This is a genomic window from Sorangium sp. So ce281 (genome assembly GCF_051527395.1).
Lineage (GTDB): Bacteria > Myxococcota_A > Polyangia > Polyangiales > Polyangiaceae > Sorangium > Sorangium cellulosum_B.
Genome location: NZ_CP150322.1, coordinates 1,542,545 through 1,554,500, shown reverse-complemented (window position 1 = coordinate 1,554,500; position 11,956 = coordinate 1,542,545). Strand labels below are relative to the sequence as shown.

The 11,956-nt window shown below is 73.9% G+C and carries 11 protein-coding genes; 4 read left to right on the top strand and 7 right to left on the bottom strand.

Features of this window, described 5'->3' with window-relative positions:
* Nucleotides 1-4 precede the first annotated feature (4 nt).
* The 5 genes from WMF27_RS05805 to WMF27_RS05785 form a co-directional block, all read right to left on the bottom strand.
* On the bottom strand, nt 5-997 hold the full coding sequence (locus WMF27_RS05805; RefSeq protein WP_437761246.1) for a DUF362 domain-containing protein: 993 nt from the start codon (nt 995-997) through the stop codon (nt 5-7).
* 111 nt (nt 998-1,108) lie between these two features.
* Nucleotides 1,109-2,893: a serine/threonine protein kinase gene (locus WMF27_RS05800; RefSeq protein ID WP_437761247.1), complete on the bottom strand. Its 1,785-nt coding sequence runs from the start codon at nt 2,891-2,893 to the stop codon at nt 1,109-1,111.
* 326 nt (nt 2,894-3,219) lie between these two features.
* Complete coding sequence (locus WMF27_RS05795; protein ID WP_437761248.1) at nt 3,220-4,101, bottom strand: hypothetical protein; 882 nt, start codon at nt 4,099-4,101, stop codon at nt 3,220-3,222.
* A gap of 266 nt (nt 4,102-4,367) precedes the next feature.
* Entirely contained in the window at nt 4,368-4,649 is a 282-nt protein-coding gene (locus WMF27_RS05790; RefSeq protein WP_437761249.1) for a hypothetical protein, read from the bottom strand.
* A gap of 191 nt (nt 4,650-4,840) precedes the next feature.
* The gene (locus tag WMF27_RS05785) at nt 4,841-8,365 is read right to left on the bottom strand and encodes a kelch repeat-containing protein (RefSeq protein WP_437761250.1); all 3,525 of its coding nucleotides are present in this window, start codon (nt 8,363-8,365) and stop codon (nt 4,841-4,843) included.
* A 392-nt stretch (nt 8,366-8,757) separates the two neighbouring features.
* Here WMF27_RS05785 and WMF27_RS05780 point away from each other — a divergent pair, with 392 nt between their 5' ends.
* The 4 genes from WMF27_RS05780 to WMF27_RS05765 all read left to right on the top strand — a co-directional run bounded on the left by WMF27_RS05780 (nt 8,758) and on the right by WMF27_RS05765 (nt 10,978).
* Nucleotides 8,758-9,114 carry a DUF4398 domain-containing protein gene (locus WMF27_RS05780; RefSeq protein WP_437761251.1) on the top strand — a complete coding sequence of 119 codons (357 nt, stop codon included), beginning with the start codon at nt 8,758-8,760 and terminating at the stop codon, nt 9,112-9,114.
* 7 nt (nt 9,115-9,121) lie between these two features.
* Nucleotides 9,122-9,571 (top strand): hypothetical protein, encoded by a 450-nt coding sequence (locus WMF27_RS05775; RefSeq protein ID WP_437761252.1) that lies wholly within the window; start codon nt 9,122-9,124, stop codon nt 9,569-9,571.
* A 263-nt stretch (nt 9,572-9,834) separates the two neighbouring features.
* Entirely contained in the window at nt 9,835-10,269 is a 435-nt protein-coding gene (locus WMF27_RS05770; RefSeq protein ID WP_437761253.1) for a universal stress protein, read from the top strand.
* A 157-nt stretch (nt 10,270-10,426) separates the two neighbouring features.
* Nucleotides 10,427-10,978 (top strand): CDP-alcohol phosphatidyltransferase family protein, encoded by a 552-nt coding sequence (locus tag WMF27_RS05765; protein WP_437761254.1) that lies wholly within the window; start codon nt 10,427-10,429, stop codon nt 10,976-10,978.
* Nucleotides 10,979-11,083: 105 nt separating this feature from the next.
* Here the strand turns inward: WMF27_RS05765 and WMF27_RS05760 are convergent, their stop codons facing one another.
* Nucleotides 11,084-11,533 (bottom strand): hypothetical protein, encoded by a 450-nt coding sequence (locus WMF27_RS05760; protein ID WP_437761255.1) that lies wholly within the window; start codon nt 11,531-11,533, stop codon nt 11,084-11,086.
* Nucleotides 11,464-11,736, bottom strand: a complete 273-nt coding sequence (locus WMF27_RS05755; protein ID WP_437761256.1) for a hypothetical protein — start codon at nt 11,734-11,736, stop codon at nt 11,464-11,466. Before WMF27_RS05755 ends, WMF27_RS05760 begins: the two co-directional genes overlap by 70 nt.
* Nucleotides 11,737-11,956: the final 220 nt, after the last annotated feature.

Here is an 11,956-nt window from a genome sequence, read left to right as displayed (position 1 = left end):
AGAACTACACCTCGGCGAGCCGCAGGTTCTGCCAGTGCATCGTGCCCAGGCCCCGGTCGTGGCCCATCTTCAGGTACGGGATCTCCTCCGGCTTGCGGCCGATGAGCTGACAGCCGTACGCGTCCGCGGCGACCTGGTCGGTCGTCGCGATCACGGTGTGCATGTCCTTCGCGTCGGCGACGTTCCCGCCCTGCGGCCCGTTGCGCATGAGGACGCGGACGGCGTCCACGATGGTGAGCGTGGGCTGGATGAACGTCGCGAGATCGGCGATCGACACGTCGATGTTCTGGTGGAGGCGGTTGCGCCGGCCGCCGAGCGCCCCGTACCAGTTCTTCATCGCGCCGGTGTACCTGGACAGGTTGTGGTGCTTCGCGATGGGGACGTTGATGACCTTGTCCGCGTTGACGAGCGGCGTGTAGACGGGCCAGTCGTCGAGCACCTCGCCCTTCAGGCGCATGCCGCGGAAGCGGTGCGCCGCGGGGATGACGACCTCCCCGCCGACGTCGTAGGCGGCCTTCCAGATGCCGGAGCGCTGGAAGCAGCGGTTCGGCTCGTTGCACGAGGCGTCCGTCACGATGACGCTCTTCGCGCCGGCGTCGTAGGCGAGGCGCACCACCTCGGCCACGACCTTGGGGTTCGTGTTGGCCGCGTGGATCGGCGTGCGATCCCAGCCGATGTTCGGCTTCACGACCACCACGTCGCCGCGCGAGATGAAGCGGCGCATCCCGCCGAGCGCGTCGACCGCCTTCCGGACCAGGGCGGCCGGGTCCGGGGCGCCCGCGGCGAGCGCCTCGGCGCCGGCGCGGGCGACGACGAGCTCCGGCACCCCTGCGGGCGCGTCCCGGAGCCGGTAATCCCGCGTCTGCTGGCGCTCGGCGGCGGCGACGGCGCTGCCGCCGCGGTCCCACCGGGCCGCAGCGAGCCCCCCCGCGCCCCCGAGGACGAGGCCCGCCGCACTCAGCCGACGCAGCATTTCACGTCGAGAAATGTCACCCATGGCCCTCGCCTTCCCTGGACCTACGGATAGCCTCCCCGGGCGGTCGCCACAAGCAGAGGTGGCCTGGCGGCAGCGATGTGCGCCGCCTCCCGGCGCTTCCAGCAACGGCGCTCAAGGAGGAGCCGCGGTGGACGTCGCCGGGGCCGCCGGCGTCTCCGGCGTCGCCGGAGCGCCTGCGGCGGGGGAAGCGCCCGTGCTCGCCGCCTGCGGCGCCTGCGGCGGCGCGCCGCTCGCGGCGGGCGGCGCGTGCGCAGGCGGCGAGGGCGGCGGGGCGGCGGGCTCGTCCGGCTCGTACGGGTCGGCCCTCAGGCGATCGCGCTCCGCAAAGCAGCTGGCGCGCTCCGCGTCGCACGCGGCCCGCAGCTGCGCCGCGCTGGCGAGCTCCGCCGAGCGCTGGTCGGCGAGCGCCCTGGCCTCGTCGCGCTCGGCGGTGACGGCGGCGCGCTCGTTCTCGACCTCGGCGAGCCGCTCGCGCTCGTCCATGGCCGCCTTCTGCGCGGCCGCCGCGCTGTCCTCGCAGGTCTTGAGGCGCGCCGCCTGGGCCGCGTGCAGCGCCTGGATCTCGCGGGCGTGCTCCGCCTCCGACGTGGAGCCGCTCTTCTGGAGGGCGGCCAGCGTCGCGTTGAACTCCGCGCGATCCTGATCGCGGGCGCCGCGGCACGCGATCGCCTCGGACTGGGCGATCTGGTGGCCGGCGACGCAGGTGTCGAGCTTGTCGAACGACTCGGCGCCCCGCTGGCGGGCCTGCTCGAGCTCGTTCGCGAGCCGCAGGGTCTCGCGCTTCGAGAAGCCGAGCAGCACGACCGCGCAGCCCACGAGGGTCAACGCGCCGGCCGCGATCCGCGCGCGCAGGTAGGACGTCTTCTGCCTGATCCGCAGCCGCTCCGCCTCGCGCTCCGCCTCGCGCTCCGGCTCGAGCAGCACGTCGAGCTCCTCGGCGAGCTGGGTCATCGACGGGCGCTCGTTCGGATCGATCGCGAGCCATCGCCTGAGCGCGGCCTGGAACATCTCGCGCGGGCGCCCGGTGAGGCCTGGCAGCGCGTTGTCGGCGAGCGGCTTGTCGGCGCGGACGTCGTGCGCCTCGGCGAGCTCGGTGCGGCTCTGCGCGGACTCGCCCGGGAAGTCCCTGGGGTTCACGAGCGAGTAGAGCAGGGTCGTGGCGAGCCCGTACGTGTCCATCTTCTCGGAGAGCGGCACGGCGCCGGGGAACCCGTTCAGCGCCCGGAGCTGCTCGGGCGAGGCATAGAGCGCGGTGCCGGCGCAGAAGGAGGCCTCTCGCTCCGCGGCCACGCCCAGGTCGAGCAGGATGGGGTGGACGCGGCCGGCGAACCTGGCGAGGAAGAGGTTGTCGGGCTTGACGTCCTGGTGCCGGAGCCCGGCGGCGTGGAGCGCCTCGAGCCCGCGCGCGACGGCGAGGAAGATGTCGTGCGCCTCGCGCAGGGCGAGGGGGCTGCGCTCGAGGCGCTGGGCGAGGGTCTCGCCCTCGTAGACCGGCATGGTGAGCCACACGTAGTCGGCGTTCATGCCGTGGTCCTTCAGCTGGACGACGTGCGGGTGCCCGACGGTCGCGAGCATGACGAGCTCTCGCTCGACGTTCCGCATCGCGTACAGCGAGCGGGGCATGAGCTTGAGGGCGACCTGGTGCTCGGGGACGTCGATCCGCTGGGCGACGTACACCTTGCCGAACATGCCCTGCCCGAGGAGGCGCCCCAGGCGGTAGAGCCCGCCGACGACCTGGCCGACCTCGGGGAGGATCGAGGGGCCGCGGCTGCTGCTCCTCGCGGGGTCGTCGGTCCCGCCGCGCGACGTGGTGCGCACCAGGCTGGACGGATCCGCCACCGTGACGGCGAACGCGTGGACGATCGTGGTGCGGAGGTTGGGGTCGACGGGCGGCACAGCGATTGCCAGAGTAGCGGAAGCAGCGCGCGCTGAGAAAGAAGCCGGCGGGCGGAAGACGGCCGGCGCGGGGCGTTTATTCGAGGGGGCTGGCGGATGCGCCGGGGGCTCACCCGCTCGCGCCTTTGCGCTGCCGGTGTGTGGACTGTGCCCCGGCCTGGTAGTGGTCGTGTTTGAACATGAAGGCGGGAAGGCGGGAAGAAAAGATCAATGATCTTCCCGCCTTACCGCCTTCATGTGAACTCTCTCCGGGCAAATGCGACCACTACCCCCGGCCTCGCGCTCTGGATCGCTCGCCGCGGCGAGGCGAGCCCCTCGCCTGCCGCTCAGCCCTCCAGCGGCATCTCCGGCGCCGCTGGCGAAGGCGCCGCCGGCGCTGGCGTTGCCGGCGAGGGTGCCGCCGTCGCCTTGGCCCGCCGGGCCGCCGCGCGCTTGCGGCGCTCGTACGCGCTCGTCACCTCGCGCACGATCTCGGGCTGGCCACGGAACACGAAGCGCGCCGCGTTCCGGACGAGGCCCATGCGCTCGACGAGCAGCGTCGCCAGCTTGTTGCGGAGCAGCAGCGCGTCCTGCGCCTGCCTGGAGATCGCCTCCGCCTGCGCCGGCCGGCTCCGCAGCTCGGCCGCCACGGCGCGCGCCTCGTCGAGGTGAGCCGCGTCGAAGCCGCCGAGCCCGTCGAGCGCGTCGCGGTGCTTCTCCCCGAGCAGCGCGTAGTCGTCCAGCGCGCTCGCCAGGGCGTCGGCCGTGTCGGGATCCTCCGCGTGCGCCGCGTCGATGCGGGCCAGCATCTCGTCCTTCGCGTCGTCCACGCCGTCGTCGAAATAGAAGCGCAGCGTCGCCGAGATCTCCCCCAGCAAGAACTTCCCGCGCTCGCGGGGGCTCTCGTTCTTCTCGACGGTCAGGAGATACCGCGTCTGTGCCTCCTGCGTGGCGCGCTGCAGCGAGAGGATCTCTTCCGCCGTCCTCGGCCCGAAGCGCGCGGCGTCCCCTTTCTTGGCGTCCTTCGGGACCGCCGACTCGAGGCCCAGGCGGGTCACCCGCTTCTGGGCGTCGACCTGTGTCTTCCAGTACTTGTCGCAGAACCTCGCCACGTCGACCGCCTCCCCGAAGAGCACGTGCAAGGGCACCGTGATCGCCGGGAGATTGCCGGCGCTCATCTGCTGGACGACGTCCGACCACCGCTCGATATCGCTCGTCTTCTTCGCCATCTCGACCTCCCCTGGGTTGCGGCGCCGGACACCCCGTCCGGAGCGGCAATCCCGGGCATCCATTCCGGAGAGCCCTGGCTCGGACTCCCCTCCACAAGGACCTGAGCCCGAGACTCCCGCTCTCTCGCACCACGAGCCGCCGAGAGCGGGTCATGAAGCGCGCGAGATGCGGGAGCTTCGCGGCAGGGCGACAGGGATCCACGTCCCGTGCCTGGACGACACGGCGCCAGGGACACGCGAAGACGCTCCAGGGTGTCCCTGGCGCTTCACGACGTGTCCCTGGCAGCGATCTCCGTGTCCCTGGCGACGATCTCCGTATCCCTGGCCACGATCTCCGTGTCCCTGGCGAGAACACCGCCGGTCGGGATCGGTGCTGCCGCTTGTCCCTGTCGGCCTGTTCCCTGTCCCTGCTCCTCATTTCCATGTCCCTGGCGCCGCTCGACGAACAGCGGCGTGACCATCGCTGCCGGCTCGCTCGGATGGTCCTTGTGGATCATTGCAATGAGGGCGGTCGATCCCGGGGCGTCGCTCGCGACAAGAGGTCGCATGCGGGGGCTCAGGCGCCGTCGTCGGATGCGCAACAGCGCAATCCATTGCGCAATGGGCAGAGGCGACAGGAGAGGTCGTCGCGGCGGTCGCGTGCCCCGGAAGAGCGAGAACCTGGCGATGAGGGTTGGTGGAGGGGATGCCGGCGCTCGCGGCGCGCTCCGGCGAGCGCGCCGCGACGGGATGCGGCGGCTTACCTCGGGAGGCGCGCCCGCGGCGCGGGGCGGCGGGCTGGCCGGCGCCGCGCTCCGAGCAGCGCCAGGAGCAGCAGCCAGGGGGCGCCGCTCGCGCGTGCGGGGAGGCGCGCCGTGCTGCACCCGCCGGCATCGCCGTCACCGCCGGGCGTCGAGGCGCCGGAGCTGCCCTGTGCGGAGGACGCGACGCCGGAGCCGCCCGCGCCCGAGGCGATGTCGCCGGCTCCGCTGCCCGCGCTGGACGTGCCGCCACCCGCGCCGGGCGCGTCGCCGCCCGCGCCACCCGCACCGGGCGCGTCGCCGCCCGCGCTGCCCTCGCCGGGCGCGTCGCCGCCCGCGCTGCCCTCGCCGCCGGCGCCGCCGCCCTCCGGCATGCACACGCCGCGCTCGCAGGTGCCGTCCCCCGGGGCGGTATCGCCAGGCGCATAGAGCAGGGCCCGGCAGTCGGGGCCCCCGAGCCGGCACGTGGCCGTCAGCAGCACGCGACCATCGGCGAGCCCTACCAGGCCGCCGACCCCAGGCTCCTCCGCGAGGGACGGGACCAGCGACCACGTGTCGCTCTCCGGCTCGTAGAGCTGAACGGCAGAGGCATCGCGCCGAGGATCGGACCAGCAGCGGACGACCAGGACCCTGCCATCGGCGAGGAGCACGGCGCTCGGGGCCACACAGTGCGCAGGGGCCGCCACGCGCCAGGTGTCGTCTGACGGATCGAAGAGCTGCACCGGGTACTCCGAGCCGCTCTCGGTGCGGCTCACGGCGAGGACCCTGCCGTCCGCGAGCCGTGTGGCCGAGTGCTGGTGGTACCGATTCCAGCTCCGCATGGGGATGGTGGTCCAGGCGTCGTTCGACGGATCGTACACCTCGGAATGGCTCCCGCCGACGACGAGGACCCGGCCGTCGACCAGCGGTGTGGCCGACAGGCCCGCGCGCGCCTCGCTCATCCGGGCCACGAACGTCCAGGTATCCGCGACGGGATCGTACTGCTCGGCGCTGCGCTCCGACGAGCTCCCGTCGAAGCCGCCCACGACGAGGACGTTGCCGTTCGGGAGCAGCACGGCCGCGTGAGCTCGGCGCGCCACGTTCATCGGCGCGGCTGCGCTCCAGGCGCCCGTCGCCGGGTCGTAGCGCTCTGCCGCTGCGGTCACCGGGGTCCCGCCCGCGACGAGCACGGTGCCGTCCGGGAGCAGCGTGGCCGTGGGTCGCGCGCGCGCGTGGAGCATCGCGCCGGTCGGCGTCCAGGTGTCGCTCGCCGGGTCGTAGCGCACGGCGCGGTCGACCTGGACCCGGCCCCCTTCCGGCGTCGGCGCTTCCCCGCCGGCGATGAGCACGGTGCCGTCCGGGAGGAGCGTGGACGAGTGCGCGTCGTATAGACCATCGGGCACGGGGGCTGCCGGAGCCCACGCGCTCGAGGTCGGGTCCGGGCAGGGAGTCCCGTCGGGCAGCGGGGTCGATGTCGGGCAGAATCCGCTCGACGGAACGCACGCGCCTGGCGCGAAGCAGCTGCTGCGCACGGGGCAGACCTCGGGCGCGCCGGCGCAGGCGCCCGCCTGGCAGGCGTCGGCGAGCGTGCACGCGTCGCCGTCGTCGCACGGCGCGCCGTCGGGCCTCGCGAACTCGACGCAGGCGCCCGTGGCGGCGTCGCAGGCAGAAGCCCTGCACGGCGCCGAGGCCTCGCACACGACGGACGTCCCCCCGACGCAGGCGCCGGCGTCGCACGTCTCGCCCTGGGTGCAGGCGGTGCCGTCGTCGCACGGCGCGCCCCAGGGCGCCAGCGCGCCCTCGCACCGGCCCGTGGCCGGATCGCAGAAGGGGGTCTGGCACGCGTCCGCCGGCGCAGCGCAGGCGACCGGGTCCGCGCCGGCGCAGGCGCCCGATTTGCAGGCGTCGGCCCGGGTGCACGCGTTGCCGTCGTCGCACGGCGCGCCGTCGTCCACGGGCGCCCCGGCGCAGGCGCCCGACTGGCAGGCGTCGGCCCGGGTGCACGCGTTGCCGTCGTCGCACGGCGCGCCGTCGCCCGCGGGCGCCCCCGCGCAGGCGCCCGCCTGGCACGTGTCGGCCTCCGTGCACGCGTTGCCGTCGTCGCAGGCCGGCCCGGTGAGCGGCGAGCACACGCCGTCCTGCGTCGCGCCGGCGGCGACGGAGCACGCCTCGCAGGCGCCGTCGCACGCCGTGGCGCAGCAGACGCCGTCCACGCAGGCGCGCCCGCCGCAGTCGAGCGAGGAGCCGCACGGAGCGCCGGGGACGACCGCGAACTCGAGCCGCTCGACGCCGTTCGTCGCGTAGAAGGTCCACGCTTCGTCTGCGTAGACAGTGCCGCCCGTGACGAGCACCGTCCCGTCGAGGAGCAGCGTCGCCGTGTGATCGCCGCGCCCGCCGTTCATCCCCGGCCCCATCGACCACGAGTCGGTCGCCACGTCGTAGATACCGACGGTATCGTAGAAGAAGAAAGAAGGCGGCAGCGGCTCGCAGCTGATGGTGCCGCACGAATCTGCTTCCACCGTTATGCCTCCGGTCATCAAGGCGCGGCCGTCCGCGAGCAGCAATGCGTGCTGACCTCCCAGGTCGAACCTCGCGTCCCAGCCGCTCGATGACACGAACCTCCACGCCCCGGTCGCCGGGCTGTAAATCTGGTCGATGCCCCAACCAATCCTGTCGAGCAGGAGGACCTCGCCGCCCGGAAGCAACATGCCGGCGTGATACATGTGGCTCGAGAGCATGGGTGCGCCGGGCGTCCATGCATCGGCGACCGGATCATAGGTCTCGGTGGTCGTGTCTGTCTCGCGGCCGTACCCGCCGCTCACGAGGACCTTGCCGTCCAAGAGGAGCGTGGCCTCGTGCGAGGAGCGGGCTCTGTGCATGGATCCGCCGGCGCTCCACGCGTTGAGCGCAGGATCGTAGATCGCACAGCTCGCGATAGCGTGCAGGGCGCTCCCCGTCGGGGTCCCTCCGGCGACAAGGACCCTCCCGTCGGGCAGCGGCGTTGTCGTGTGGCCGAGCCGTGGGGTGTCCATCGGCGGTACGGCGGTCCAGACGTTCGCGGCGGGATCGTAGACCTCGGCTGTGGCGAGCGGCACGGAGCCGTACGCGCCGTTGCTGCCGCCCACGACGAGGACCTTGCCGTTCGAGAGCAGCGTCGCGGTGTGCATGGAGCGCGCCGAGCCCATCGACGCCGCGGCGGTCCAGGTGCCGGTCGCAGGATCGTAGAGCTCGGCGCTGGAGAGCGCGTCGTCGTACAGGGAATAGCTGCTCATGGGCTCGCCGCCCGCGACGAGGACCCTGCCGTCGAGCAGGCGCGTCGCCGTGTGGAACACGCGCGCGGCGCTCATCGGGGGCACGGCGACCCACTCCAGCGCAGGCGGCGCGGTCTCGCGGAGCCGCGCCTCGGCGAGCTGCTCGGCGCCGGGGTTGGCCGTCCCCGCGTCCGGCCGGGCGCACCCGGCGGTCCACGCGATGACGGCGAGGGCCAGCGAGAGCCACGCGTCGAGCGCGCGGCGCGTGCGGAGCTCTCCTCGACAGCGATTCATCCAGCGATCTCCTGTCAACGAGGACGCGCCGTGCCCTGCAGCGCCACCGGCTCTGGTCACGCGCGGGCCCCCCGGGGTGCCTCGTGCTTCTTGGATGCGGTGCCACCGCCCGCCGTTCATGCCGCCGCCGTCGCGGGACGGATGCCGCGCCCCGCACCTGGCCGGCGCTCGCCCGCGGCAGGGCGAGGCTCCGCGGCGCGAGCCAGCCAACCCGCGCGCGCGAGCACGCCCCCGGCGCAGGCCAGATCAGCCCGGCTCGTCCGCGGGCAGCGAGCAGCCTGCGCGCACGAATCGCGCCGGCCAGGCTGGCCTGCCCGATGCACAGCGCGATCCCAGGCGCGCCGCCGGGAGCGACGGTGCCACCGGCGCCGCGAGATCGGGAATCCACGCAAATGCTCGCCAGAACCGCGCTCGTGATCGCCTGCCTGGAGCTCGCCGGGTGCGCCGCGCTCCGGCCGCCGGCGTCACCGCCCGAGCTCGCCCGTTCCCGGGCGGCGATCCGCGCGGCCGAGCGGGAGGGCGCGAGCGCCGACCGGCGCGCGGCCATGCACCTCGCGCTGGCGAGGAGCGAGCTCGCGCGGGCGCGGCGGCGTATCTCGGTGGGCGACGTGGAGGGGGCGCGCTGGCTGCTGCGGCGGGCCGAGGTCGACGCGGAGCTCGCGGCGCTCCTCGTGAGGGAAGCGGGGCTGCGCGACGCCGCGGGCCGCACGCTGGACCAGGCGAGCGCGCTCGCCGAGGGGAAGGAGTAGGGCCCGCGTGCGCGCCGGAGCCCCGCTCGCCATGGCGCTCGCGCTCGCGGGCTGCGCGACGCGCGCTGCCGCGCCGCCGCCCGAGCTGCTGACGGCGCGCGCCGCCGTCGTGCAGGCGCAGGACAACCCGCTCTCGCCGCTCGCGATCGCCGAGCTCAGGCAGGCGGAGGAGGCGCTCGCGATCGCCGAGCGCGTGGCGCGCGAGCGCCCGCGCTCCACGATCGCGCGCGACGCGGCCTACGTCGCGCGGCGGAGGGCGCAGTGCTCGCTGCTGTCCTCGCTCGTGCGCGCGAACCAGAGCGCGCTCGTGCGCGCGCGGCAGAGCCAGCGCGCCGCGGAGCCGCGCGCGCGCCCCGGCCGCGAGCCCGAGCCCGCGGCGCCCGACCCTGCCGACGAGGTCGGTCGCGGCGTCACGCTCGACGGCGCGCGCACGCGGCCCCAGCAGTCCGCCAGGTGATCGCCGCCGCGCTGCCGCGCGCCCGCGCGACGCCTGATTTGCGGCCGGGATCCGGGCGGATCGGCCCGAGCCCCCCGCGTGCCGCGTACCGCCCAGGGCGTCGGCGCGGCTTCCATGGAACAGTTTCTCCTGGGAGTGGCCGATTTTTGGATCCAAGATGCGCGCGACGCGCCTCCGCCGGCATCGAAGGCGTCCCGGAGGTCAGCGTCGGTCGAAGTTCGAAGTTCGACGGGACCCCCGGTCCCGCGTGCGAGGAGAGCGCGATGAAGGAAGGCGCGAACGTGATACTGGTGCCTGTCGACTTCGAGGCGGCCTCGATGAAGGCGATCGAGCTCGCGAGGGATCTCGGCGCGAGGCTCGGGCACCGGGTCGTGCTGCTGCACGTCTACCAGCTCCCGGTCTACACGTACCCCGGGCTCGAGCCGGCGCTGATGCCCGGGTTCCACGCCGAGGTGAGCGCCGCCGCGTCGCGCGCGGTCCAGCAGCTCTCGGCGCAGACAGGGGGGCTCTCGACGGCGCTGCGCGAGGGCGATCCTGCGACCGAGATCCTCGCCGCCGCCGACGAGCAGGGGGCGGCGATGATCGTCATGGGCACGCACGGCCGCCGGGGGATCTCGCACCTCTTCCTCGGGAGCGTCGCCGAGCAGGTGATCCGGAAGAGCAACGTCCCCGTGCTCACGGTGCGCGTGGCCAGCTGATCCTCCGCGGCGCCTCGCGGTGGGCGGGCCGGCGCGGCTGCCGGCCGGGGCGCGGCGGGCAGGGCCGCGCTCGACTGGGTTAGGGCGGGCTCGGCCGCGCTCGACGTGGGTCAGGGCCCAGGCTTCTGCGTCGCATGCGGCGCGTGGAGTTCCTCGCATGTCGACCCTGTCTCCGCGCGATCTCGCGCTTCCGCCGAACCTCGTGAGCCTGGCCCGGCTGCCGCTGGCGGCCCTGTTCCCGATCGTCGCCACGCGGCCTGCGCTCGCCCTCGCCGTCCTCTGCTGCGCAGGCCTGACGGACGTGCTGGACGGCTGGCTGGCCCGCCGCTCCGGTCAGGTGACGCCCACCGGGGCGATCGTCGACCCGATCGCGGACAAGGTGTTCGCGCTCGCGGTGGTGGGCACGCTCCTCGAGAGCGGCGCGCTCCCCCTCTGGGGCATCCCGGCGCTGCTGGCCCGCGAGCTCCTCGAGCTGCCGCTCGCGCTCTGGATCGCGGTGAGCCGCCGCTTCCAGGGCGCGCGCCTGTCGACGGCGAGCGCCAACATCCCTGGCAAGCTCGCGACGGTGGTGCAGTTCGCGGCGGTCTTCACCGCGATCGCGCTCCCCTCGGCGCTGCCCGCGATGCTCGCCGCGTCGGCGATCGCGGGCGCGGGCGCGGGCGTCTCGTACTGGGCGCGCCAGCTCCGCCGCGCGCCCGGGGCGGCGTAGGCGCACAGGCGCAGGCCGGGGCGGGCGCGCGCGGGCACGCAGCACGCGCTCGCCACCGCAGGGCTCCCCTCCGCGCGCCGACCCCCCCGACGGCGCTCCGGTGGCTCAGCTCAGCCCGTCGAACACCTCGGCGAGCGATGCAGCGACGATGGCCCGCTCAAGCCACCGTTCCAGCGTCTCCGGATCCTTCTCGGCCAGGATGCGCTCCCGCACGACGTCCGACACGGCGATGCCGCGGACCCGGAGCGCGGTCAGCACGGCACGCGCCGCCTCCCGGGCGCGCCCCTCGTTGAGGCCTTCCGTTCGCGCCTCGGCCCGAAGCTTCTGCTCGTACTCCTCGACCCACGCCCGGATTTCTGCGCTCACCTCGTCGTCCTCGTCGATCGGCTCCTCGGTTCCGAGCCGGAAGTGTACCAGCAGCGGCTGGACGATGCTCTTCTCCCAGGCATCGTCCGGCAGCAGCGCCAGATCGGCCAGCGCCTCGCTCAGGAGGCGGCCCGAGCCGAGCAGCCGCAGGAGCAGCGTCGCGCGCGTCCGGGGCAGCTCCGCGAGCACGGCTCGAACAGGCTCGGCTCCGCCGAGAGCTCGCCGAGCAGGCCCATCCTGGCGCGTTCGGCCTCCCGAGCTGGATCAGGCATGCTGAAGACATCGATCTTCTGGGTCGCCGCCAGGACCTCGACCTCGGTCTGCGCCGTTGAGGCGAGGCTCAGCCCGTCGCGCAGCAAGCTCTTCGCGAACTGGTCAGAGCGGTTGTGCATCGGCGAACGTCCCTAATCCATCGTCGCGTCCTGCGCCACCCTGGATCGATTCGAAGAAACGAATGGAGGAATCGTCGCGTCACGCCGCATCGCGCCCTGTCTTCCAAGCTGGCCCGTGTCGGCGCGTTGAACAACGAGCGCTTACCGACACAATGAGCCAATCGTGTGGGAATCGTTATCGGCTGCGTGATCTTTGGTGCGGCCTGGGCGAAAGGAATGG

Excerpts from the sequence above, each read along its gene's own strand:
- WMF27_RS05785 (WP_437761250.1), bottom strand. The coding sequence starts at position 8,365 with ATGAATCGCTGTCGAGGAGAGCTCCGCACGCGCCGCGCGCTCGACGCG.
- WMF27_RS05795 (WP_437761248.1), bottom strand. The coding sequence starts at position 4,101 with ATGGCGAAGAAGACGAGCGATATCGAGCGGTGGTCGGACGTCGTCCAG.
- WMF27_RS05755 (WP_437761256.1), bottom strand. The coding sequence starts at position 11,736 with ATGCACAACCGCTCTGACCAGTTCGCGAAGAGCTTGCTGCGCGACGGG.
- WMF27_RS05805 (WP_437761246.1), bottom strand. The coding sequence starts at position 997 with ATGGGTGACATTTCTCGACGTGAAATGCTGCGTCGGCTGAGTGCGGCG.
- WMF27_RS05780 (WP_437761251.1), top strand. The coding sequence starts at position 8,758 with ATGCTCGCCAGAACCGCGCTCGTGATCGCCTGCCTGGAGCTCGCCGGG.
- WMF27_RS05770 (WP_437761253.1), top strand. The coding sequence starts at position 9,835 with ATGAAGGAAGGCGCGAACGTGATACTGGTGCCTGTCGACTTCGAGGCG.
- WMF27_RS05790 (WP_437761249.1), bottom strand. The coding sequence starts at position 4,649 with ATGCGACCTCTTGTCGCGAGCGACGCCCCGGGATCGACCGCCCTCATT.
- WMF27_RS05765 (WP_437761254.1), top strand. The coding sequence starts at position 10,427 with ATGTCGACCCTGTCTCCGCGCGATCTCGCGCTTCCGCCGAACCTCGTG.